Below are 20,604 nucleotides of genomic sequence, written 5' to 3'. Positions count from 1 at the left end.
GTGGACGCCTTATCTCAAGAGGCACTCATTGATACACCTGACCGGCGAATCGATCACTGTTTGAAATAACAAGCTCACGTAGTGTGTTTGAGGTGGGTTCGCCTTTGCGTGATAAAGACGTGGCAGGTCGTACTCGTTCTCCACTGACCGCCGATGCATTCCCATTGAGGCGTGGGTAAGGGGAGCCAGGCCCGGACGGGCCCAGGTAGCGTCCTTCAGGCGCATCGCGGCGTTCAACTGCCCGGACTGGTCAGTTGCACACCCGGGGCCGAATCAAGATCGCTTCGAGGCGTTACGACACGATCATCGCGTAATGCCTGTACGAGTTGGCACTACTCATGCGAGTAGTGGGCAGGGCGGTACATCGCGATTACTGTCGTGCCATGCCGATTCGATGTTGGGTGGTGGAGCGACCGTGGATGCGCTGGTCCAGAAATTGGCGTTACTTTCCTGGAGCCGCTCGATCGCGTTCGTCACGCCGCCTGCGTATCGCGAAGGCGCGGTGGTGGGGGTTCCGGCCGCGATGAAGGAGTGGCCGGCCGGCGCTTGGCCATCGTCCGTCGCGGTTTCCACACCTGGAATGGCATCACCCCGCTGAGACGCTGCGCCGGGGGTCGTGCGTTCGGAATGGACCGGAAACCCCGCGCTCGAAGTGACGTGATCTCAGTGAATTCATGGGGGTCCGAGATGCGTGAGTACGAAGGCGATCGTCGCCTCGATCGGGAGATGAGAGCATGACCGTCAGCTATCTCGGGGCAGCCGCGGATATGGCTGCCATCGATGTCGCGATCAGGGACTTCTTCGCCGAGCGCCGAGCCGAAGCCGACGCGCTCGATCAGGACCTCGCGGCAGCGGTCGTCGAGCTGGAGAGCTACGTTCTGCGCGGCGGCAAGCGCATCCGCCCGGCCTTCGCCTGGCTGGGCTGGATCGGTGCCGGCGGTGACCAGCGCGACCCGGTCGCCAGGGCGGTGCTGAGCGCCTGCGCGGGGTTTGAGCTGCTGCACGCGTCGGGCCTGATTCACGACGACATCATCGACGCGTCCCGGACACGCCGCGGCCATCCCGCCGCACACGTGACCTTCGCCGAGCGGCATCGGGTGCGGCGCTTCTCCGGTGCCCCCGACGCTTTCGGCACGGGCGCCGCCATCCTGGTCGGGGACCTGGCCCTGATATGGGCCGACGTAATGGTCCGCGCGTCCGGGTTGCCGACAGACGCGCAGGTCCGGGTCGGACCGGTGTGGTCCGCGGTGCGCTCGGAGGTCATGTACGGTCAGTTGCTCGACCTGATCAGCCAGGCGAGCGACGACGAAGACATCGATTCGGCGCTGCGCGTCAATCAGTACAAGACGGCCTCGTACACGGTGGAACGCCCGCTGCAGTTCGGTGCCGCGATCGCCGGCGCGGGGGCCGAACTCGTCGCAGCCTATCGGGCGTTCGGCGCCGACATCGGGATCGCGTTCCAGCTCCGCGACGACCTGCTGGGCGTGTTCGGCGACCCGACGGTGACGGGCAAGCCGTCGGGCGATGATCTTCGCGAGGGCAAGCGAACGGTTCTGCTCGCGACGGCGCTCAAGAGCGCGGATGAACGCGATCCGGGCGCGGCGAGATTCCTCAGGGCGAAGATCGGCACCGACCTCTCCGATGATGAACTCGCCGCCGCACGCGCCATACTCGTCGATATCGGCGCCGTGGACCACATCGAACGGCAGATCGTGCTCCGCGCCGACCGGGCCATGGCCGTGCTGGAGGCGAGTAACGCCACCATCCCCGCAAAGGATCAGCTCGCCGCGATGGCGATCAAGGCGACGCAGCGGGCTCAGTGATGCCACCGACGAATTCGCGTACTTTCGCCGACCGCGGAACCTCCGCGGGTGATCCGGACGCTGAACGCGACCGGCTCGGCGTCGGACGCGCCCACGGCAAAGCCATTCTGCTCGGGGAGCATGCCGTCGTTTATGGCGCTCCGGCACTGGCCATTCCGGTTCCGCAACTGACGGTCACAGCGAACGCCACGCGATTCTTGTGCCCGGGCGACGGTGCGGACAAGGTCTCCTTCGCGATGACGGGACCGGCGTCCGCGCCGGCGACACCGCTTGCCACGGATGGCCTGCGGCGCCTGGTGGCGGAGTTCAAGGAAATGACCGGCGTCGCCGGCCGCATGTGCGTCGATGTGCTCATCGACTGCACGATCCCGCAGGGCTGTGGGCTTGGCTCCAGTGCCGCGTGCGCCCGGGCGGTCGTTCTGGCATTCGCGGATCTCTTCGCCCGCCGGCTCGACGCCAGGGCGGTGTTCGATCTCGTGCAAACTTCGGAGAAGGTGGCGCACGGCAGGGCGAGCGGCATCGATGCGCTCGCCACCGGTTCAACGTCTCCCATCCTCTTCCGTTCCGGCACCGCCAGGGAACTGCCCATTCCCATGCCGGGGGACGGCCCCCCACATCCCCCAGAGCGGACCGACGGCCGCGCCGATGTAAGCCGGCCTTTCGGCTTCGACGGGCTGTTCGTCATCGCGGACAGCGGGGTCGCCGGCAGTACCAAGGACGCGGTAGAGCTGTTGCGGCGCAAGTTCGAGCGCAACGCGGAAACGCAGGCGGAATTCGTACGCCGGGTGTCGAGCCTGACTCACGCGGCCGCGCGCGACCTCGCTCGCGGCCAATCGAGCGACTTCGGCGCGCGGATGACCGATAACCACAAGCTGCTCCGTGAGATCGGGCTCAGCACGGACCGGATCGACGCACTGGTCGATGCCACACTCGCGGCCGGCGGCCTGGGCGCCAAGATCAGTGGCGGCGGGCTGGGAGGCTGCATGATCGCGCTGGCCGGAGAGCCTGGCCGGGCACAGGCGGTCGTGCGGCGCCTCCACGAAGCCGGCGCCGTCCGGACCTGGGTCGTGCCGGTGGGGAGGTTCGCGAGTCATGCCAATTGACCACCAGTTGGGGCCGGTAGGGCCGCATGAGAGGGTTCTCGATCGCGGCGCGACCGCTGTGGCCCATCCGAACATCGCGCTGATCAAGTACTGGGGCAAGCGCGACGAGCGACTCATCATCCCGTACGTCGACAGCCTGTCGATGACCTTGGACGTCTTCCCGACGACCACCACCGTCCGGCTCAGCCCCGCGGCGCAGGCCGACAGCGTCACGCTCAATGGAACGCCCGCGGCGGGCGAACCGCGGCAGCGCGTCATCGCTTTCCTGGATCTGGTACGGGAGCTGGCCGGGCGTACCGAACCGGCCGCCGTCGAGACCCGCAACTCCGGTCCCACCGGAGCGGGCGTGGCGTCTTCGGCGAGTGGATTCGCCGCCCTGGCCGTCGCCGGCGCCGCCGCATACGGTCTCGATCTCGATCCCACCGCGCTGTCGCGCCTGGCCCGGCGCGGGTCCGCGTCGGCGGCCCGGTCGATATTCGGCGGCTTCGCGATATGCCACGCGGGCCGGGGCGTCGGCGCGGCCGCGGACCTCGGCTCCTACGCCGAGCCGGTGCCCGTACCGGAATTCGACCCCGCGCTGGTGATCGCGCTGGTCAATGCCGGCCCCAAGGCCGTGTCCAGCCGTGCGGCCATGCGGCGAACCGTCGAGACCTCGCCGCTCTACCGGTCGTGGGTGATCTCGAGCAAGGCCGACCTGGCCGACATGCGGGCGGCGCTGCATCGTGGCGATCTCGAAGCGGTAGGGGAGATCGCCGAGCGGAACGCCCTGGGCATGCACGCGACGATGCTGGCCGCGCGGCCGGCGGTGCGCTACCTGTCGCCGGCCACTCTGTCCGTGCTCGACGGCGTACTGCGGCTTCGGGAGGACGGTGTACCGGCCTACGCGACCATGGACGCCGGACCGAACGTCAAGGTGCTCTGCCACCGAGCGGATGCCGCCCGGGTGGCCGAAACGGTGCGCGGCGCCGCGCCGGGATGCTCGGTGGTCACCGCCCGGCGTGGGCCGGGCGCTCGCCTGCGGATGGGGGCCGAGCAGTGACCGGTCAGGCTTCGATCAGCCGGCATGCGCCGGGCAAGCTGTTCATCGCCGGCGAGTACGCGGTGGTGGAGCCGGGGCACCCGGCGATCCTGGTAGCGGTCGATCGGCAGGTCAGCGTCACCGTGTCGGGATCCAACGGCGTCGACGTCGTGATCGATTCCGACCTCTGCCCGGGAGGGGCGCGATTTCAGCGGCGTGGCGCCGGGCTCGCCGGGCTCGGTGCAGACGATGAGCGACAGGCGCTGGACGGCCTCACCCATGTGGTGTCGGCGATCGAAGTGGTCGACGGGCTGCTGGCCGAGCGCGGGCTGCGCGCGCCCCCGATGCATGTCTCGATCAGGAGCCGCCTGCACCGCAACGGAACCAAGCTCGGCCTGGGGTCGAGCGGCGCGGTGACGGTCGCCGCGGTGGCCGCCGTGGCTGCGTACTGCGGTATGGAGTTGTCGCCCGATGCCCGGTTCCGGCTGGCGATGCTGGCGACGGCGCGGCGCGGTACCGGTTCCTCTGGCGGCGATCTCGCCGCGAGCGTCTGGGGCGGTTGGATCGCGTACCACGCGCCCGATCGGGCCGCCGTACTCGAAATGGCGGAGCGCCGGGGCATCGAGGAGACGATCCGCGCGCCGTGGCCGGGTTTTGGGCTGCGGCGGCTGCCGCCGCCCCGCGGACTCGTGCTGGAGGTGGGCTGGACCGGACAACCGGCCAGCACCACCTCGCTGACGGGGCGCCTGGGAATGCGGGAGTGGCAGGGCAGCACGTCACAACGGAGCTTCGTGGCGCGCAGCGATGAGTGCGTGCGCGCCTCGATCCGCGCGCTCGAGCGGGGAAACGACGACGAGTTGCTGCGACGGGTCCGAGGCGCCCGCCAGGTGCTCGCCGATCTGGACAACGAGCTTCGGCTGGGCATCTTCACCAGCAAGCTGACGGCGCTGTGCGACGCCGCCGAGGCCGTCGGCGGTGCGGCCAAACCGTCGGGCGCCGGGGGCGGTGACTGCGGCATCGCATTGCTGGACGCCACGGCGAAAAGGGAGATCTCGCAACTGCGGGCGGGGTGGTCCGCCGCGGGAGTGCTCCCCATGCCGATTCATGTCCAGCCGACGGAAGTGAGCGCAGAATGATCGCTGATCGCAAGGACGACCATGTCCGGTTCGCCGCCGAGCAGCAACGCCACCTCGGCGGCTACAACCAGTTCGACGATGTGTCCTTCGTCCATCACGCCCTGGCCGGCATCGACCGGTCCGATGTTTCGCTGGCCACGCGGTTCGGCGGCATCGAATGGCAGGTTCCGCTGTACATCAACGCGATGACCGGCGGCAGCGCCAAGACCGGTGCCGTCAACCGGGATCTGGCGATCGCCGCTCGCGAGACCGGCGTCCCGATCGCGACGGGATCCATGAGCGCGTATTTCGCCGACGAATCGGTGGCGGGCACATTCAGCGTCATGCGCCGAGAGAACCCGGATGGGTTCATCATGGCGAACGTCAACGCGAACGCCTCTGTCGAGAAAGCGCGGCGGGCCATCGGCCTGTTGCGGGCCGACGCCCTGCAGATCCACCTCAACTCCATTCAGGAAACGGTGATGCCGGAGGGCGATCGGTCGTTCTCGTCCTGGGGCCCGCAGGTCGAGAAGATCGCGGCCGGCGTCGACGTCCCGGTGATCGTGAAAGAGGTCGGATTCGGGCTGAGCCGCGAAACCGTATTGAGATTGCAAGAGATGGGTGTGCGTGCGGCCGATGTCGCGGGCCGCGGCGGCACGAATTTCGCGCGCATCGAGAATGACCGGCGCGATCACGCCGACTACTCCTACCTCAACGGCTGGGGACAATCCGCTCCCGCCTGTCTGCTGGACGCCCAGGGTGCCGGGATCCCGGTGCTGGCGTCCGGCGGTGTCCGCAATCCGCTTGACGTGGCGCGCGGACTGGCCCTCGGCGCGGCCGCTGCCGGAGTGTCCGGCCAGTTCCTCAAGACAGTGCTCGACGGCGGCGTGCCGGCGCTGATCTCGCAGATCTCAGCGTGGCTCGATCAGCTTGAAGCCCTGATGACCGCGCTGGGCGCCCCGACCCCGGCCGATCTGACCCGGTGCGACGTGCTCATCCATGGCGACCTGCGCGCGTTCTGCGCCGACCGGGGCATCGAAACCCGCCGGCTGGCCACACGCTCCAGCACCCACAGCACCACTCACGAGACGATTGGAAGCACCCGATGAACGACACGCACGCGGTCGCCGGCGTTCCCATGAAATGGGTGGGACCGCTGAGAATCTCGGGAAACGTGACGACAACCGAGACGGAGGTTCCGCTCGCCACTTATGAGTCGCCCCTGTGGCCCTCGGTGCGTCGGGGCGCGAAGATCTCGATGCTGATCGAGGACGGTATCGTGGCCACCCTTGTCGACGAGCGGATGACGCGCTCGGTGTTCGTCAAGGCCAAGGACGCGCAGACCGCATACGTGGCCGCATTGGAAGTTGACGCGCGGCTCGACGAACTGCGCGAAGTCGTGCGCTCCTGCAGCAGATTCACCGAACTGATCGGGTTCCGCCACGAGATCGCGGCGAACCTGCTGTTTCTCCGGTTCGAGTTCACCACCGGCGACGCCTCCGGGCACAACATGGCGACGCTGGCCGCCGATGCGCTCCTGACGCACATACTGCAGACCATCCCGGGAATTTCGTACGGCTCGATTTCGGGAAACTACTGCACCGACAAAAAGGCAACCGCGATCAACGGTATCCTCGGTCGCGGCAAGAACGTAGTCACTGAACTGCTCGTACCGCGCGACATCGTCCATGATGTGCTGCGCACTTCGGCCGCCAAGGTAGCCGAGCTGAATGTGCACAAGAACATGATCGGCACCTTGCTCGCCGGCGGAATCCGCTCGGCCAACGCACATTACGCGAACATGCTGCTCGCATTCTATCTGGCGACGGGTCAGGACGCGGCCAATATCGTAGAAGGCTCACAGGGCGTGACCATTGCCGAAGACCGGGACGGCGACCTCTACTTCTCCTGCACCCTGCCGAACCTGATCGTGGGAACGGTCGGCAACGGAAAGGGCCTTGAGTTCGTCGAGGAAAACCTGACGCGGCTCGGCTGCCGGACAGCACGCGAACCCGGTGAGAACGCCCGCCGGCTCGCCGTGATCACGGCCGCGACGGTGCTGTGCGGCGAACTCTCACTACTGGCGGCGCAGACCAACCCCGGCGAACTCATGCGCGCGCATGTCCGCCTGGAACGCAGTGACGAGACCACGAAGACGGGGGTATAGGCCATGACCAGTGACGCCATCGGCATTCACGATCTCTCATTCGCGACGACACGGTTCGTCCTGCCGCACACGACACTGGCCGACCACAACGGCACCGACATCGGCAAATATCACACGGGTATCGGCCAACGATCGATGAGCGTTCCCGCGGCCGACGAGGACATCGTGACCATGGCCGCCGCCGCTGCCGCGCCCATCGTCGCCCGGCATGGCGCCGACCAGATCCGCACGGTCGTGCTCGCGACAGAGTCGTCGATCGACCAGGCGAAGTCGGCCGGCGTGTACGTCCACTCACTGCTGGGACTGCCGTCGTCGGCCAGGGTCGTCGAAATGAAGCAGGCCTGCTACAGCGCGACGGCGGCCTTGCAGTTCGCCATCGGACTCGTCCATCGTGACCGCTCACACCGAGTCCTCGTGATCGCCAGCGACGTCTCACGATACGAGTTGGACAGTCCCGGGGAAGCGACCCAGGGCGCGGCGGCGGCGGCCATGCTCGTCAGCGCGGACCCCGCCCTGGTGCAGATCGAGGACCCGTCGGGCCTGTTCACCGCCGACGTCATGGACTTCTGGCGGCCGAACTATCGCGCCACCGCGCTGGTCGACGGGAAGGAGTCCATCTCCGCGTACTTGCAGGCGGTTGAGGGAGCGTGGAAGGACTATGCCGAGCAGGGCGGCCGCGCGCTCGGCGAGTTCAGCGCATTCTGCTACCACCAGCCGTTCACGAAGATGGCCTACAAGGCACACCGCCACCTGCTGGGCTACTGCGGGCACGACGCCGATAAGGGCGAGATCGCCCGCGCCATCGCGGACACGACGACATACAACGCCGACATCGGGAACAGCTACACCGCGTCGATGTACCTCGGGCTGGCCTCGTTGCTCGACAACGCGGACGATCTGACCCACCAGGCCATCGGCTTCCTCAGCTACGGGTCCGGCAGCGTCGCCGAGTTCTTCGCCGGAACCGTGGTCCCCGGTTATCGCTCACAACTGCGGGTCGCGGCGCATCGCGACGCGATCACCCAGCGTCATCCGATCGACTATGCCAAGTATCGCGAACTGCACGAACAGTCCTTCCCCGACGACGGCGGAGACTATTCAGCGCCGAGGGAGACCGCCGGGCCGTACCGGCTGGCTGCGCTATCCGGTCACAAGCGCATCTACGAGCCGCGATAGGACACCTTAGTCCAACACTTGGAGGATAAATGTCCGTAACCACTGAGGTGGAAGAACTTTATTCGGTCATTGAGGAATCAGCTCGGCTGCTGGATGTAGCCTGCTCGCGTGACAAAGTCTGGCCTATCCTGACCGTGTACGGGGACGCATTGGCGCATGCCACGCCCGTTGCCTTCAGGGTGGCGACTGGCATGCGCCACGTGGGAGACCTCGACTGCCGTTTCGTAACGCATCCAAAGGACCGGGATCCATATCCCGCCGCTCTGTCGAATGGCCTTACCGCGGAGACGGACCATCCCGTCGGCGCCCTGCTCTCGGATATCCGGGGACGATGCGCCATTGACACTCACGGTATTGACTTCGGAGTCGTTGGCGGCTTCAAGAAAGTCTATTCGGTCTTCACTCCGGATGACCTGCAAGAGCTGTCAAAGCTCGCCGACATCCCGTCTATGCCGCGCAGTCTGGCCGAGAATTTCAATTTTTTCGCCCGCCATGGCCTGGACGAAAGAGTCGGTGCGATCGCGATCGACTACCCGCACAGAACGGTTAATGTGTACTTCAACGAGGTACCCGCTGAATGCTTTGAATCGAAGACCGTCGTGCCGATGCTCCGCGAAATCGGACTACCGGAACCGAGCGAGCAGATGCTAAAGCTCGGCCAGGAAGCGTTCGGACTATATGTCACCCTGAGCTGGGATTCTTCGAAGATCGAGCGATTCTGCTTTGGCGTGACAACCACGGATCTGACGACACTTCCCGTTCGAATCGAACCCGAAATCGAGCAGTTCGTGAAAAGTGTTCGTCATGGTGATGGCGACCGTAAGTTCGTCTACGGCGTCGCGTCGTCACCCGAAGGAGAGTACTACAAACTCGAGTCGCACCTTAAATGGAAGCCCGGGACGGTGGACTTCATTTAATAATCCGAGCCGGTCACCGCGTGGGGCGGGCCTGGCAGGGGCACCGTCAAGGACTTGCCGGGTGATCGGTTGCGCTCTTGCCCGCAGTCAGCTGGAGTGGGTACGTCCGCGACTGCGGACGCCGACGGGCTACGCGCCACCGAACGTCGACGCTGGGCCTTGTGATAGGCGATCGACCGCGCGATGTCCGCCAGCGACTGGCGGCCCGGCCGAGCCGGCTCTGCGCGGTAGTCCTTGTCGACATATCAAACATGCTTACAGTAACCATGTATATAGTAACAGGGTTGTCGCCGTTCACCGAGGCGGTAACGCAGGAAGAGTCCATGACAGTGAAGGAGGTCCGATGAGCTCGCGAGGCACGCTATCCACTGGCAGCAAGCTGACGGTGGTCGCTCTCCTGGTCGGCGCCATCGGCTTCGTGCTCCAGATGATCGCTGGAGTGACGGACACCCCGACGATCCCGCCGGGCCTCGTGGCCATCTTGGTGGCGGCCGGACTGGTCGCATTCTTGCCTGGCCGGGGCGTGCCGGCCGCCGGCCCGGCCGCCGGGCTGTTCAACCTGATCATCTTCTTCGCTGCCGGCAAATCGGACAGGCTTTTCGAGTCGAGCCCGGCGAGCGGCATGGTCGGTGCGTGGCTCATGGTCGTGGGACTGGCCGTCGCCACCATCGCCGGGACGATCGCCACCATGCAGAACTACCGGACACAGCCGGTGGCTGACGGGTGAACGAGCCCGTCCGTCGTCCCGCAGCAGGTCTGGCCTCGGTAGTAAACATATAGACTGTTGTGGTGCAATCGGCCGAACCCCATCCGACGGGCTATCTCCTCTGGCACTTGTCGCTGCGGTGGCGGGTGGCGATGGACCGCATGCTCGCGCCGCTCGGGCTGACGCACGCCCAGTACGCCGTGGTGGCCTCGCTCTACGCCATCACGATGGGTGGTACCCGTCCGAGCCAGCGGCAGCTGGCCCAGTTCAGCGGCTTGGAACCCATGTACGTTTCGAGGTTGGCCCGCACCCTCGAAAAGGCGGGATTCCTGGAGCGGGCCGACAACCCGGACGACCCACGGGCCGTCCAGCTTGCGCTCACACCCAAGGGCGTGGAGGTGGTCAAGACGGCCGCGCCCAAGGTGCGGGAGCTTGAGGACCGCTATCTGGAGCCCTTGGGCGGGAGCGCCAGTGGGAAGAATCTTGAGCTGAGGCGGACTCTGCAAACGTTGCTCAGCCACGCGCACTCCCTGAGCGGCGCACAGTCCCAGACAGCGATTGGGACCTAGGCTCCATCTACCGAGGCGGCTTGCCGAGGTCGGAGAGCTGCATCCACAACGACGCCGCCTCGGCACTGATCGGCTCGTCTGGGACGAGCCGTTCCGGGTGAGCCGGCGGCAGAGACGGCGTCGGCGTCGTGGCGACGTCTTGTTCGGCGTCCGGGTAGACCCGAAGTGGAACGGGCGGCATCCAAGCAGCGGCGTAGGCGGTGTAATTCAGGCCTTTCCAGAGGTGTCTCAACAGCCGACGCCCCAGGTTTGCGCCCATCTTGTCCTCCAGCGGTAGCCCGTACTTCGTGGTGGACGATGGCAGAGAGCACTCAAGGGCCGGTTGAAGATCGGTGGGCAGGCGTCGAATCCGGTATCGCGACCCGGTCCACCGTTGCCGGTTGTCCCAGCCGTCTTCCATTGGCAGTTGAGCCGGCCGGGCCACTCTGCCCTGGTGAATCCGCAGACGATGACCGCCGACGTGGAGCAGTGGCATGGTTGCCTTCATTGCCGCGAGCTGACCTTCGGCAGACGCTTCGAACGCTCCATGCGCGTGTGTCCCGGGTGTGGTGCCCATACTCGGCTCACCGCCGAGCAGCGCATCGGACAACTGTTGGACGCCGAGTCCGTCATGCCCCTCGGCCATGTGAGCGTGAACGACGATCCGCTCGGATTCGTGGACGAGTGTCCCTACCCGGAGCGGCTGAGCCGTGCGCGCGAGACCACCCAGGCCGAGGAGGCGATCACCTGCGTCACCGGGAGTCTGCAGGGACATCCGGTCGTGGCAGCGGTCATGGACTTCCGGTTCATGGGAGGCAGCCTCGGTGTGGGGGTGGGGGAGCGCCTGGCAGCGGCGGCACGGACCGCCCTGCGGACTCGCACGCCGCTCTTGCTCGTCACCGCATCGGGCGGGGCCCGAATGCAGGAGGGCGCCTTCTCGTTGATGCAGATGGTGAAAGCGAGTCAAGCTCTCGCCGAGTTGGACGAGGCGGGCGTTCTCACCATCTCGCTGATCACGGATCCGACCTACGGAGGCGTCGCCGCCTCGTATGCGACGTTGCCGGATGTCATCTTCGCCGAGCCCGGTGCGCGGGTGGGTTTCGCCGGTCCCCGCGTGATCCAGCAGACGATCCAGCAGGCCCTTCCCAAGGGGTTCCAGACCGCCGAGTTCATGCTGGAGCGAGGCTTCGTGGACGCCGTGGTCCCGCGTGCCGCACTCCGGCCCGCCCTCGCCTCCGTTCTCGGCGCGGGAGTCGGCGCAAAACGCGAAGCGGGGGGTTCTCCGCCGCCGCCCGCTCGCCTGATCCGCGATGCGGGAGCCCTGCCCGAACGGGATCCCTGGCAGGTGGTGGAGCTGGCGCGGCATCAGCAGCGGCCGACGACCATCGACTATTTCAGCCGGTTGCTCGCCGAGTTCCAGGAGTTGCGCGGCGACCGGGTCTCGGGCGACTGTCCCGCCATCGTGGGGGGCATCGGCCGTCTCGACGGCAGGGCAGTGATGGTCATCGGCCATCAGAAGGGTCGCAACACGGCCGAACGGGTCGCACACAATTTCGGGATGGCCTCGCCGGCCGGCTACCGCAAGGCCGGACGGCTCATGCGGATGGCCGCCAAACTCGGGCTGCCGATCGTCACGCTGGTCGACACGCCGGGGGCGCATCCGGGGGTGGAGGCAGAGGAGGCGGGGCAGGCTTGGGCGATCGCCGAGAACATTCGCCTGATGTCGGGGCTCCCGGTGCCGATCGTCACAGTGATCATCGGCGAGGGCGGCAGCGGCGGCGCGCTCGCGCTGGCGGTGGCCGACCGGGTGCTCGCCTTCGCTGGGGCGATCTACTCGGTGATCAGTCCTGAGGGCTGTGCGGCCATCCTCTGGAAGGACCGGGCCGAGGCGCCGCGGGCGGCGGCCGCGCTGCGCCTGGACGCACGTGACCTGCTCGCGCAGGGAATCGTCGACGCCGTCGTGCCGGAACCGGCGGATGGAGCGCACGAGGACCCCTTGGCCGCGACCGAGTTGTTGCGCGATGCGCTCATCACGACGTTGAACGAGTTGTCGGAGGCCGACCCGGGCGAACTGGTCGGCCGCAGACGGGAGCGGTTCGCCGCGTACGGCGTAAAGGACTGAGGTGCACATGAGTGACGAACCGGCCAGCAGTACGGAGAACACCCTCGAAGAACTGTGTCTGCGGACCGTCGAACTGATCGACGCCACGAGCGGTCCGCTGAAGAGCGTGCGCCTCCAGAGGGGCGACACCAGCATCGAGGTCGAGTGGCCCGACTTGGCTCGGGTGACGCCCCCTGCCTTGGACGCGACCGCAGTGCCTGTGCCTGTCGCGGATGTGGCCCCTGTGCCGGTTGCGGGCGCGGCTCCGCCGCAGACCCCTGACGCGGCTCGCCCCGGGGATTCCTTCGTCGTGGAAGCCCCCCTGGTGGGCACCTTTTACCGTGCGCCTTCCCCGGGAAGCAGGCCGTTCGTGGAGGTCGGCGACATCGTGGAGGAGGGTCAGCAGGTGGCCATCGTAGAGGCGATGAAGCTGATGAACGCCGTCAGCGCGGAGCGGTCCGGCCGCGTCGTCGAGGTGCTGGTGAACGATGCCGTTCCGGTCGAATACGGCGAGCCTCTGCTGGTGCTGGCTTCCGCCTGACCCCACGCTTTGGGAGGAGACCTATGTTCTCGACCGTTCTGATCGCCAACCGGGGGGAGATCGCGCTCCGGGTGGCTCGTACCTGTCGCGAGCTCGGCATTCGTACCGTCGCCGTCTGTTCTGACCCCGACCGTGAGTCCGCGGTGACGCGCTTCGTCGACGAATGCGTCCGGATCGGGCCCGCCGCTCCCCGGCGCAGTTACCTCAACGCCGCGGCCGTGATCACGGCCGCGCTTCAGGTGGGTGCCGACGCGGTGCACCCCGGGTACGGGTTCCTGTCGGAGGACCCTGACTTCGCCGAGATTTGCGAGACCGCCGGGCTGACGTTCGTGGGGCCGTCGTCGTCGCTGCTCGCCAAGCTGGGCGACAAGGCCCGGGCCCGTGAGATTGCCCGGGAAGCGGGGCTGCCCGTGCTGCCGGGCAGCCCGGAGACGCTTGAGACCGTCGGCCAGGCCAAGTCCGTCGCCGCCGCCATCGGCTACCCGGTCATCATCAAGGCGGTGGCAGGAGGTGGCGGCCGCGGCATGACGGTGGTGCGTGACCCCAGGGACCTGTCAGGCGCCTTCCTGGAGGCAAGGGCGGGTGCCCAAGCGGCGTTCGGCGACGCGAGGTTGTACGCGGAGCGGTACCTGGAGAATGCCCGGCATATCGAGGTGCAGATTCTCGGGGACGGCGAGGGCGAGGTCGTACAGCTCGGTGAACGGGACTGTTCCGTTCAACGGCGCAGGCAGAAACTGCTCGAGGAGACGCCTGCGCCTGGGCTGCCTCGTGAGCTGGCCGACCGGATCTGCGCGGCGGCGGTGCACTCAGCGCGCGAATTGGACTATGCGGGAGCCGGAACCTATGAATTCCTGGTCGACCAGGACGGGGGTTTCTACCTCATGGAGGTCAATTGCCGGATCCAGGTCGAACATCCGGTGACGGAGCTGGTGACCGGTGTGGATTTGGTGCGCGAACAACTCCGCGTTGCCGCCGGTTACGGTCTGTCGATTCGCCAGGAAGACATCGCGCCCAGGGGTGTGTCCATCGAATGCCGCGTCAACGCAGAGGACCCAGAGCGGGGCTTTCTGCCGACGCCGGGCGTCGTCGAGGAGTTCTCTGCTCCGGGTGGACCGTTCGTCAGAGTGGACACCCATGGGTTCCCGGGACTTCGAGTTACCGCCGACTATGACCCCCTGCTGGCGAAGGTGGCAGTATGGGCGCCCGACCGCCGTCAGGCCATCGAACGGGCCGATCGCGCCCTCGGTGAGTTCCGCGTGGCGGGCAGGGGGATGAGCACGACACGCGAATTCCTCCGCGAGGTGCTGGCAGACGCGACATTCCGTGCTGCCAAGCACACGACCGGCCTGGTCGGGGATCTGAAGCCGGCCGAAGTCCGGCGGACCGGTGCGAGACGGGCGTCCTGTCCATCCTGACCCAGGATGCGGTGATCCTTGCGCACGGCCGCGGGCCGGATGTGGCCAGCGAACGGCGCTCGATTCATATGTAATTCCCCAAACGTTCTCCCAACGTAGTCGGATGATCACATGGAGAAAGCCCTGGAGCTTCGCGCAACGGAATCACCCGTACGACTTTTGTTACATGGGAATGGCGGATTCATAACTGGAGCAGTCGTGCGGCGTGGGCTCCAGAGGGACGCGAGTCATCTTCGAGTGCCGCGCGAGGCCCGGCTGTGCATGGTGTGGCGGTGATCGTCCTGGTAGTGGCAGAGAGCGCTACTCGGGTGGAGCGAATTGAGCGGAGTGAAGGGTTCCTTATCTCGGGCTACAGGGGGTGAGAAATCGTACCGGCGGAGGTCCGACGATTCAAGGCCAGGTCGACTCACGGTGCGCTGGTGTTCGATTACCGCATTGCCCGAGTCGGACAAAAAAGGCCGAGAATCCGACATATGGCACGGGTCAGCGTGCATCGAGCGTCAGCGCAGAATGGCGGAGCGTATGCATTTCCGGATTCTGGGCCCATTGTGGGTCGCCGACGGGGTATTGGAGCTCACTCCCACGGCTCCAAAGGTACGGCAGGTTCTCGCCTTCCTGCTCGTCCGTAGCGGGAAGCTCGTGCAGGTGGATGAGCTTATCGACGAGCTGTGGGGCGACGAGCCCCCGAGCAGTGCGATGACCACACTGCAGACCTACATTTACAAGCTCCGCAAGGAGCTTCTGGAACGTTGCACATCGGCACAGCTCCAAACCCGGGTCTCGGGGTACCTGCTCGACGTCTCGGCGGAACGGGGCGACATCCTCCGGTTCGAACGGCTGGCCCATGAGGGCCGGACGGCATTGGAGGAGGGCGACCCGGCGCGCGCCGCCGAGCGCCTCACCGAAGCACTGGCACTGTGGCGCGGCCCGGCGCTGACCGACGTCGCCGTCGGGGAGATTCTGTCGGCGCACGTGACGCGGCTTGAGGAGGAGCGCCTGCGGACCCTGGAGCTGAGGATCACGGCCGACCTCGAACTCGGACGTCACCAGCAGCTGGTGAGCGAGCTCAAGATGCTGGTCTCCGAGCACCCGCTGAACGAACGCTTTCATGCCCACCTCATGATGGCGTTGCATCAGTCGGGCCGCCGCTACGAGGCGCTGGAGGCCTACCGGAGGTTGCGCCGCATGCTCGTCGACGAGCTCGGCATGGAGCCGTCGACATCCGTGCAGCAGCTACACCAGAACCTGCTGAGTTCCGATGTCGCGGAGAAGAACGCCACGGTGCGGACCGCGGTATCCGCGTCCTCGACTGTCGCTCCGTCCACCACCCCCGACTCTCCCTCCGGGCCTGCTCCTGGACGTTTTGAGACGCTCTTGGTACCCGCCCAGCTGCCCCCCGACATCTACGATTTCGTGGGCAGGAAGAGTGTCCTGGAGCGGGTACATCAATACCTGGTGCGCCCCGACGAGGAGAGCACCGCTGTACGCGCCGTTTGCATCTCTGGAATGCCCGGTGTCGGGAAGACCGCGCTCGCGTTGCGCGCGGGACATGCCGAGCGGGCCGAGTTTCCAGACGGGCAGCTCTATGCCGACCTGCGGGGCACGTCGAAGCACCCGGCCGACCCCTATCGGGTCCTGGAGGACTTCGCCCGGGCGATCGGCATTCCTCCGTCGGAGATTCCCGAGAGCATTCAGGAGCGGAGCAAGCTCTTCCGCACCTGGTGCATGGGCAGGCGGGTGCTCGTCGTCCTGGACAACGCGCATTCGCCGGCCCAGGTGAAGCCGCTGCTTCCGGCCTCGCCGAACTGCGCGGTCATCGTCACCAGCCGCTCGGGCTTGTACAGCCTGCCTGGAGTGCGGCACCTTGAGCTTGAGGAGATGGACGAGGACGAGGCGGTGCGGCTCCTCGTGACCGTGAGCGGGCGGGGGCATTCGGGGCCCATGGTCCGCGAAGCGGAACAGGCTGCCCGTCTTTGCGCCGGGCTTCCGCTCGCGCTCCGTTGCGTCGGCTCGCGGTTGGCGGGCATGCGCAGCTGGCCGATCGCGAAGCTGGTGGCGCGGCTTCAGGACCCGCGGGGACGGCTCGACGTCCTCTCCTTTGCCGACCTGGACGTCCGGAGTCGCCTAGAGACGGCCTACTGGGCACTCGATCCGCCCGCGCGCAGCATCTTCCGGCTGATCAGCTTGTTGCCGCCGCCCGATTTTTCCGCCACCACCGCTGCGCTGCTGGCCGGCAACGAGACCGACGAGGTGGAGACGCAGCTGCTCCGCCTGGCTGACTGCCATTTGCTGGCGATGACGGACGGCGTCGGTGATGGCGAGATCCGCTATCGAATGCACGAACTCGTCCGGATCTATGCCCGGGAACGCCTGGATCTGGAGTTTCTGGAGCCAGTGCCCGGTGGCGTGGCGCGGGATGAGCCAGGCACCGGGCACCGTGGTGGAAAGGACCTCGGGCACCGTGGGAAGGACCTCGGACACCGCGGGACGGACCTAGGGCGCCGCCAGAAGGACCTCGGGTACCTCAAGGAGGATCCGGGGAACACTGGAGGAGCTCTCGAGCATCGCGGGGACGGTCACGAACGCAGTGAGTCGGACCTGCTCCGCGCGACCCCGGAATGCGCCGATCCCCGAGAGCCGATTCCCTTGCCGTCAATAGGCGCCTAGCAGCTCTGCGCTGCCGGGGAGCACCCTCCGGCGCGCTCGCCCGATCTCGTTCCGCCCCCTCTCGTCTCCAGCGGACCTCAAGCCACCACCTCCAGCGGACCTCAAGCCACCGCCTCCAGAGTGGGTGCACCGGTAGCGAAGGCCACCGGAGACGAAGGGAGCGAAAGTTGTCCCAATTCAGCGTTGACGACATCAGGCGAATCCTGCGCGCCTGCGCCGGTGAGCCGGATTCCATCAGCCTGGACGACGACATCAGCGCGGTCAGCTTCGAAGAGATGGGCTACGACTCCCTGGCCCGCCTGGAGCTGGCCGCGCGGATCCAGCAGGAATTCCTGGTGAACATCCCCGAGGAACAGGTCGATGAACTCAGGACGCCGGACGCAGTGGTGGGCTACGTCAACCCCCGACTGACCGTGGCGTGATCGCGGCACCTCAACGAAGGGACTTGCCCCATGGCGGGACACACCGACAATTCGATCATCATCGACGCGCCGATGGGCCTGGTCTGGGACATGACCAACGACGTCGAATCCTGGCCTCGGCTGTTCAGTGAGTACGCCTCCGCCGAGATCGTGGCACGTGAGGGAGCCACTGTCCGCTTCCGGCTCGCCCTGCACCCGGATGAGAACGGAAAAGTTTGGAGCTGGGTCTCCGAGCGCACTCCCGACCCGTTGACGCACACCGTGCGGGCGCACCGGGTGGAGACCGGCGTCTTCCGATACATGAACCTCTTCTGGCAGTACGAGCAGGTCGCCTCCGGTGTGCGGATGCGCTGGGTGCAGGACTTCGCGATGCGGGATGACGCTCCGCTGGATGATGCGGGCATGACCGACCGCCTGAACCACAACACCGCGATCCAGATGGAACGCATCAAGCGGCTGGTGGAGGAGGCAGCTGAGCGCGTCGCATGAACGCACCGCAGGCGACCATGAGAGAGCACGTCCTCGTCCCGGCCGAGGACCCTGGCATGCCGGCGCACTCCGTCCGCTTCCTGCTGCTCGGGCCGCTGGAGGTTTTGGACGGGCGCCGGAACTGGACCCCACGCGCGAACAAGCTGAGGGTACTGCTGGCAATCCTCCTGGTACGGGGGAACACCGTGGTCTCGACCGACACGCTGATCTCGGAACTGTGGGGTGACAAGCCCCCCCGAACCGCGATGAAGGCGCTGCGGGTGTACGTGTCGCAGCTCCGCCGTATCTTCGACGCCCTGACCGCTTCCGGGCCACCCGTGATCGTCACCCGCGATCCGGGCTACCGGCTGGAGATCGATGACGACTCGCTCGACGCGAACCAGTTCGAGCGGCTGTGTGAACGTGGGCGAGCGGCCTGCGACGGCGGCGACATGGAGCGTGCGCTGAGGCACTACCGGGAGGCAGCGGGCATGTGGAAAGGGTCCGCGCTGGTGGATGTGCGTTCCTCGCCACTCTTGGAGGCGGCGGCCCTGCGCCTTGAAGAGTCGCGGATCTTCGCTCTCGAGCGGCGGATCGATCTGGAGCTGCGCCTGGGCGGGCACGCCGAGGCCATCTCGGAGTTGCGCGCCCTCGTCAGAGAGCATCCGCTCAACGAGCGGATTCACGCGCAGTTGATGGTGGCGCTGAGCCTGGCCGGTCGGCGAAAGGACGCGTTGGAGGCGTATCGCGGGCTCCGCGGCGCGTTCGTCGAGGACCTCGGGGTCGAGCCCAGCCGGGACTTGAAGCTGCTCCACCAGGAGATCCTCGAGGCGGACGACCGAGCGCCGCTCCGATGGGAGTCATGGGCCCGATGAGCGCCGGCCCGGAGTTTTCCGGCAGCTGATCTCGGCTTAATCCCGCCCTGAAAACCTGATGACCCGAGCCCACTCGAAGCTCGAAGGGACGGCACCATGGATTTCGGCCTCAAGGGAAAGCACGCGGTGGTCACCGGAGGCACCCGAGGTATCGGGCGTGCCATCACCCTGGCTCTGATCGAGCAGGGCGTCTCCGTCACGGCCTGCCATCGGCAGGAGAGCGACGAGGCGGCGACCCTCCGGGCGGAGTTCGCGGCACGCGACGCGGCCGCGCGGCTGGTCCCCGCGGACGTCGCCGACGAGGGCGACGTGCGCCGCCTGCTCGACGTGGCCCACGAAGCGTTCGGACCGGTCGACGTCCTGGTCAACAACGCCGGGGTGATCAGCCATCTGCCACTGGCTGAAATGCCCACGGCGGAGTGGCGCCGCGTGGTCGAGACCAACCTCGGTGGCACTTATCAGATGATCCGCGGCTCGCTGGACCGGCTGGCGCGCCCGTCTTCGATCGTCAATATCACCTCGGCCGTGGCCAAGCACGGAATGCCGAACGCCGCGCACTACGTGGCCTCCAAGGCGGGCATCATCGGCCTGACTCGTGCGCTCTGTAAGGAGCTGGGGGCGGAGGGCATCCGCGTCAACGCCCTCACGTGCGGCATCGTCGACAACACCGGGCAGAAGAGCCCCCAGGGTGAAGCCGGGAAGCGACGCTACGCGCAGATGACCGCGTTGGGGAGGCTCGGCGAGCCCGCCGAGATCGCCGCAGCCGTCCTGTTCCTCGCCAGCGACGCCGCAGCGTATGTCACCGGCGCCGTACTCGATGTCGACGGCGGGATCTAGGAGATCGATCAGGAGGAGGCCCCGATGGTCCGTGCAGTGCTCACGATGCTGGTGCGTGAAGGATGCGAGTCCCTTTTCGAGGACATCTGGTTCACGGCGCTGAAAGAGGCCGAGCCTCCGGGGAGCCTGGGTCAGACACTGATGTCAGATCCCGAGGAGCGGCGGAGGTACGTCATCACCGGTGACTGGGAGAGCCGGGACGCACTTCGGGCGTTCGAGTCCAGCCCGGAACGCCGTGCCATGTCCGCGGCGTTCGAGCCTATCCGGGAAGCGGCGAGCAAGCAGGTGCTCGACATCATCGCCCGGACCTGATCCCGGCCATGCGGACCGAGGTCCGCAGGCTCATTAAGGAAGGACGACAGCCATGACCGTACGCATCCTTGTCCGCGCGACCCCGAGGAAAGAGGACCAGGAGAAGTTCGAGGAGGCCTACCGTCAGGTCACCGAAACGGTGCGCGGCACGCCCGGGCACCTGCACGACGAGTTGTTGCGCGATGCCGAGGACGGCGAGACCTACATCCTGCTCGCCGAGTGGGAGAGCGAGCAGGCCTTCCGCGCCTGGGAGGACGATCCCAGACATATGCAGATGGCGGCGCCGATGTTCCCCTACTGGGGCGACCGGGGGGTCGAGCGCCGGATCTTCGAGGTACGTGCCCGGCTCGACAGCGTTTGACATTCCTTCCTCCTGAGACAGGTGAGGTGACG

22 protein-coding genes are annotated in these 20,604 nt (G+C 66.8%); 21 read left to right on the top strand and 1 reads right to left on the bottom strand.

Going from position 1 to position 20,604, the window contains the following annotated elements:
* The first annotated feature begins 415 nt into the window (after positions 1–415).
* The 11 genes from HKK74_RS23260 to HKK74_RS23210 all read left to right on the top strand — a co-directional run bounded on the left by HKK74_RS23260 (position 416) and on the right by HKK74_RS23210 (position 10,594).
* The gene (locus tag HKK74_RS23260; protein WP_187245400.1) at positions 416–598 is read left to right on the top strand and encodes a hypothetical protein; all 183 of its coding nucleotides are present in this window, start codon (positions 416–418) and stop codon (positions 596–598) included.
* A gap of 136 nt (positions 599–734) precedes the next feature.
* Positions 735–1,823: a polyprenyl synthetase family protein gene (locus HKK74_RS23255; protein WP_187245399.1), complete on the top strand. Its 1,089-nt coding sequence runs from the start codon at positions 735–737 to the stop codon at positions 1,821–1,823.
* The gene (mvk, locus tag HKK74_RS23250; protein ID WP_187245489.1) at positions 1,823–2,926 is read left to right on the top strand and encodes a mevalonate kinase; all 1,104 of its coding nucleotides are present in this window, start codon (positions 1,823–1,825) and stop codon (positions 2,924–2,926) included. Before HKK74_RS23255 ends, mvk begins: the two co-directional genes overlap by 1 nt.
* Complete coding sequence (gene mvaD, locus HKK74_RS23245) at positions 2,916–3,965, top strand: diphosphomevalonate decarboxylase (RefSeq protein ID WP_187245398.1); 1,050 nt, start codon at positions 2,916–2,918, stop codon at positions 3,963–3,965. Before mvk ends, mvaD begins: the two co-directional genes overlap by 11 nt.
* The gene (locus HKK74_RS23240; protein WP_222722629.1) at positions 3,962–5,080 is read left to right on the top strand and encodes a phosphomevalonate kinase; all 1,119 of its coding nucleotides are present in this window, start codon (positions 3,962–3,964) and stop codon (positions 5,078–5,080) included. Before mvaD ends, HKK74_RS23240 begins: the two co-directional genes overlap by 4 nt.
* Positions 5,077–6,168, top strand: a complete 1,092-nt coding sequence (gene fni, locus HKK74_RS23235; RefSeq protein ID WP_187245396.1) for a type 2 isopentenyl-diphosphate Delta-isomerase — start codon at positions 5,077–5,079, stop codon at positions 6,166–6,168. Before HKK74_RS23240 ends, fni begins: the two co-directional genes overlap by 4 nt.
* Positions 6,165–7,226, top strand: a complete 1,062-nt coding sequence (locus HKK74_RS23230) for a hydroxymethylglutaryl-coenzyme A reductase family protein (protein ID WP_187245395.1) — start codon at positions 6,165–6,167, stop codon at positions 7,224–7,226. Before fni ends, HKK74_RS23230 begins: the two co-directional genes overlap by 4 nt.
* A gap of 3 nt (positions 7,227–7,229) precedes the next feature.
* Positions 7,230–8,402, top strand: a complete 1,173-nt coding sequence (locus HKK74_RS23225) for a hydroxymethylglutaryl-CoA synthase (RefSeq protein ID WP_187245394.1) — start codon at positions 7,230–7,232, stop codon at positions 8,400–8,402.
* Between the two features lie 29 nt (positions 8,403–8,431).
* On the top strand, positions 8,432–9,319 hold the full coding sequence (locus HKK74_RS23220; protein WP_187245393.1) for an aromatic prenyltransferase: 888 nt from the start codon (positions 8,432–8,434) through the stop codon (positions 9,317–9,319).
* A gap of 343 nt (positions 9,320–9,662) precedes the next feature.
* Positions 9,663–10,046 (top strand): hypothetical protein, encoded by a 384-nt coding sequence (locus HKK74_RS23215; protein ID WP_187245392.1) that lies wholly within the window; start codon positions 9,663–9,665, stop codon positions 10,044–10,046.
* A 62-nt stretch (positions 10,047–10,108) separates the two neighbouring features.
* Positions 10,109–10,594: a MarR family winged helix-turn-helix transcriptional regulator gene (locus tag HKK74_RS23210; protein WP_222722628.1), complete on the top strand. Its 486-nt coding sequence runs from the start codon at positions 10,109–10,111 to the stop codon at positions 10,592–10,594.
* A 7-nt stretch (positions 10,595–10,601) separates the two neighbouring features.
* Here the strand turns inward: HKK74_RS23210 and HKK74_RS40170 are convergent, their stop codons facing one another.
* Positions 10,602–11,219: a DUF6059 family protein gene (locus HKK74_RS40170; protein WP_246491914.1), complete on the bottom strand. Its 618-nt coding sequence runs from the start codon at positions 11,217–11,219 to the stop codon at positions 10,602–10,604.
* Between the two features lie 6 nt (positions 11,220–11,225).
* On the opposite strand from HKK74_RS40170, the gene HKK74_RS23200 reads away from it, so the two are divergent.
* The 10 genes from HKK74_RS23200 to HKK74_RS23155 all read left to right on the top strand — a co-directional run bounded on the left by HKK74_RS23200 (position 11,226) and on the right by HKK74_RS23155 (position 20,572).
* Positions 11,226–12,695 carry an acetyl-CoA carboxylase carboxyltransferase subunit alpha gene (locus HKK74_RS23200; protein ID WP_312881689.1) on the top strand — a complete coding sequence of 490 codons (1,470 nt, stop codon included), beginning with the start codon at positions 11,226–11,228 and terminating at the stop codon, positions 12,693–12,695.
* Positions 12,696–12,702: 7 nt separating this feature from the next.
* Positions 12,703–13,215 (top strand): acetyl-CoA carboxylase biotin carboxyl carrier protein, encoded by a 513-nt coding sequence (accB, locus tag HKK74_RS23195; RefSeq protein ID WP_187245390.1) that lies wholly within the window; start codon positions 12,703–12,705, stop codon positions 13,213–13,215.
* 23 nt (positions 13,216–13,238) lie between these two features.
* Positions 13,239–14,630: an acetyl-CoA carboxylase biotin carboxylase subunit gene (locus HKK74_RS23190; RefSeq protein WP_187245389.1), complete on the top strand. Its 1,392-nt coding sequence runs from the start codon at positions 13,239–13,241 to the stop codon at positions 14,628–14,630.
* Between the two features lie 510 nt (positions 14,631–15,140).
* Positions 15,141–17,297: an AfsR/SARP family transcriptional regulator gene (locus HKK74_RS23185; protein WP_222722627.1), complete on the top strand. Its 2,157-nt coding sequence runs from the start codon at positions 15,141–15,143 to the stop codon at positions 17,295–17,297.
* A gap of 167 nt (positions 17,298–17,464) precedes the next feature.
* The gene (locus tag HKK74_RS23180) at positions 17,465–17,719 is read left to right on the top strand and encodes an acyl carrier protein (protein WP_187245387.1); all 255 of its coding nucleotides are present in this window, start codon (positions 17,465–17,467) and stop codon (positions 17,717–17,719) included.
* Between the two features lie 30 nt (positions 17,720–17,749).
* Positions 17,750–18,208, top strand: coding sequence for an SRPBCC family protein (locus HKK74_RS23175; protein WP_187245386.1), 459 nt, complete (start codon positions 17,750–17,752; stop codon positions 18,206–18,208).
* Positions 18,205–19,062, top strand: coding sequence for an AfsR/SARP family transcriptional regulator (locus HKK74_RS23170; protein ID WP_187245385.1), 858 nt, complete (start codon positions 18,205–18,207; stop codon positions 19,060–19,062). The genes HKK74_RS23175 and HKK74_RS23170 overlap by 4 nt, the downstream gene beginning before the upstream one ends.
* A 96-nt stretch (positions 19,063–19,158) precedes the next feature.
* On the top strand, positions 19,159–19,899 hold the full coding sequence (locus HKK74_RS23165; protein ID WP_187245384.1) for an SDR family NAD(P)-dependent oxidoreductase: 741 nt from the start codon (positions 19,159–19,161) through the stop codon (positions 19,897–19,899).
* Between the two features lie 24 nt (positions 19,900–19,923).
* The gene (locus tag HKK74_RS23160; protein WP_187245383.1) at positions 19,924–20,211 is read left to right on the top strand and encodes an antibiotic biosynthesis monooxygenase family protein; all 288 of its coding nucleotides are present in this window, start codon (positions 19,924–19,926) and stop codon (positions 20,209–20,211) included.
* A gap of 52 nt (positions 20,212–20,263) precedes the next feature.
* Complete coding sequence (locus HKK74_RS23155; protein WP_187245382.1) at positions 20,264–20,572, top strand: antibiotic biosynthesis monooxygenase family protein; 309 nt, start codon at positions 20,264–20,266, stop codon at positions 20,570–20,572.
* Positions 20,573–20,604 lie beyond the last annotated feature (32 nt).

It is taken from the genome of Actinomadura alba (assembly GCF_014323705.1).
Classification (GTDB): Bacteria; Actinomycetota; Actinomycetes; order Streptosporangiales; family Streptosporangiaceae; genus Actinomadura_C; species Actinomadura_C alba.
Note: the sequence above shows the minus strand (reverse complement) of the source record. Positions and strands in the feature narration are given on the sequence as shown.